Origin of the sequence: Pantoea sp. ANP04 (assembly GCF_041982285.1) — a bacterium.
Taxonomy (GTDB): Bacteria; Pseudomonadota; Gammaproteobacteria; order Enterobacterales; family Enterobacteriaceae; genus Pantoea; species Pantoea eucalypti.
The window spans coordinates 1-2,395 of record NZ_JAUTYS010000031.1; the positions used below are offsets into that span (position 1 = coordinate 1).

1 rRNA gene is annotated in these 2,395 nt (G+C 54.0%); it reads left to right on the top strand.

The annotated features are described in order from the left end of the window. Window positions 1-2,367 (top strand): 23S ribosomal RNA (locus tag Q7C21_RS22095); the annotation flags it as partial. Window positions 2,368-2,395 lie beyond the last annotated feature (28 nt).

Here is a 2,395-nt window from a genome sequence, read left to right on the forward strand (position 1 = left end):
TCTTTATGGGGGTGACTGCGTACCTTTTGTATAATGGGTCAGCGACTTATATTCTGTAGCAAGGTTAACCGTATAGGGGAGCCGCAGGGAAACCGAGTCTTAACTGGGCGTTAAGTTGCAGGGTATAGACCCGAAACCCGGTGATCTAGCCATGGGCAGGTTGAAGGTTGGGTAACACTAACTGGAGGACCGAACCGACTAATGTTGAAAAATTAGCGGATGACCTGTGGCTGGGGGTGAAAGGCCAATCAAACCGGGAGATAGCTGGTTCTCCCCGAAAGCTATTTAGGTAGCGCCTCGTGAACTCATCCTCGGGGGTAGAGCACTGTTTCGGCTAGGGGGCCATCCCGGCTTACCAACCCGATGCAAACTGCGAATACCGAGGAATGTTATCACGGGAGACACACGGCGGGTGCTAACGTCCGTCGTGAAGAGGGAAACAACCCAGACCGCCAGCTAAGGTCCCAAAGTCATGGTTAAGTGGGAAACGATGTGGGAAGGCACAGACAGCCAGGATGTTGGCTTAGAAGCAGCCATCATTTAAAGAAAGCGTAATAGCTCACTGGTCGAGTCGGCCTGCGCGGAAGATGTAACGGGGCTAAACCATGCACCGAAGCTGCGGCAGCGACACTATGTGTTGTTGGGTAGGGGAGCGTTCTGTAAGCCGTCGAAGGTGTGCTGTGAGGCATGCTGGAGGTATCAGAAGTGCGAATGCTGACATAAGTAACGATAAAGCGGGTGAAAAGCCCGCTCGCCGGAAGACCAAGGGTTCCTGTTCAACGTTAATCGGAGCAGGGTGAGTCGACCCCTAAGGCGAGGCCGAAAGGCGTAGTCGATGGGAAACAGGTTAATATTCCTGTACTCGGTGTTACTGCGAAGGGGGGACGGAGAAGGCTATATCAGCCGGGCGACGGTTGTCCCGGTTTAAGCGTGTAGGCGGAGGGTCCAGGTAAATCCGGTCCCTTATTAACGCTGAGGCGTGACGACGAGGCACTACGGTGCTGAAGTGATAAATGCCCAGCTTCCAGGAAAAGCCTCTAAGCATCAGGTAACACAGAATCGTACCCCAAACCGACACAGGTGGTCAGGTAGAGAATACCAAGGCGCTTGAGAGAACTCGGGTGAAGGAACTAGGCAAAATGGTGCCGTAACTTCGGGAGAAGGCACGCTGGCGCGTAGGTGGAGGGACTTGCTCCCCGAGCCGAAGCCAGTCGAAGATACCAGCTGGCTGCAACTGTTTATTAAAAACACAGCACTGTGCAAACACGAAAGTGGACGTATACGGTGTGACGCCTGCCCGGTGCCGGAAGGTTAATTGATGGGGTTATCCGCAAGGAGAAGCTCTTGATCGAAGCCCCGGTAAACGGCGGCCGTAACTATAACGGTCCTAAGGTAGCGAAATTCCTTGTCGGGTAAGTTCCGACCTGCACGAATGGCGTAATGATGGCCAGGCTGTCTCCACCCGAGACTCAGTGAAATTGAACTCGCTGTGAAGATGCAGTGTACCCGCGGCAAGACGGAAAGACCCCGTGAACCTTTACTACAGCTTGACACTGAACATTGAGCCTTGATGTGTAGGATAGGTGGGAGGCTTTGAAGCGCGGACGCCAGTTCGCGTGGAGCCAACCTTGAAATACCACCCTTTAATGTTTGATGTTCTAACGTAGGCCCGTGATCCGGGCTGCGGACAGTGTCTGGTGGGTAGTTTGACTGGGGCGGTCTCCTCCTAAAGAGTAACGGAGGAGCACGAAGGTCAGCTAATCACGGTCGGACATCGTGAGGTTAGTGCAATGGCATAAGCTGGCTTGACTGCGAGAGTGACGGCTCGAGCAGGTGCGAAAGCAGGTCATAGTGATCCGGTGGTTCTGAATGGAAGGGCCATCGCTCAACGGATAAAAGGTACTCCGGGGATAACAGGCTGATACCGCCCAAGAGTTCATATCGACGGCGGTGTTTGGCACCTCGATGTCGGCTCATCACATCCTGGGGCTGAAGTAGGTCCCAAGGGTACGGCTGTTCGCCGTTTAAAGTGGTACGCGAGCTGGGTTTAGAACGTCGTGAGACAGTTCGGTCCCTATCTGCCGTGGGCGCTGGAGAATTGAGGGGGGTTGCTCCTAGTACGAGAGGACCGGAGTGAACGCACCACTGGTGTTCGGGTTGTCATGCCAATGGCATTGCCCGGTAGCTAAGTGCGGAAAAGATAAGTGCTGAAAGCATCTAAGCACGAAACTTGCCCCGAGATGAGTTCTCCCTGACTCCTTGAGAGTCCTGAAGGGACGTTGAAGACTACGACGTTGATAGGCCGGGTGTGTAAGCGCAGCGATGCGTTGAGCTAACCGGTACTAATGACCCGTGAGGCTTAACCTTACAACGCCAGAGGCGTTTTTGAGAGACA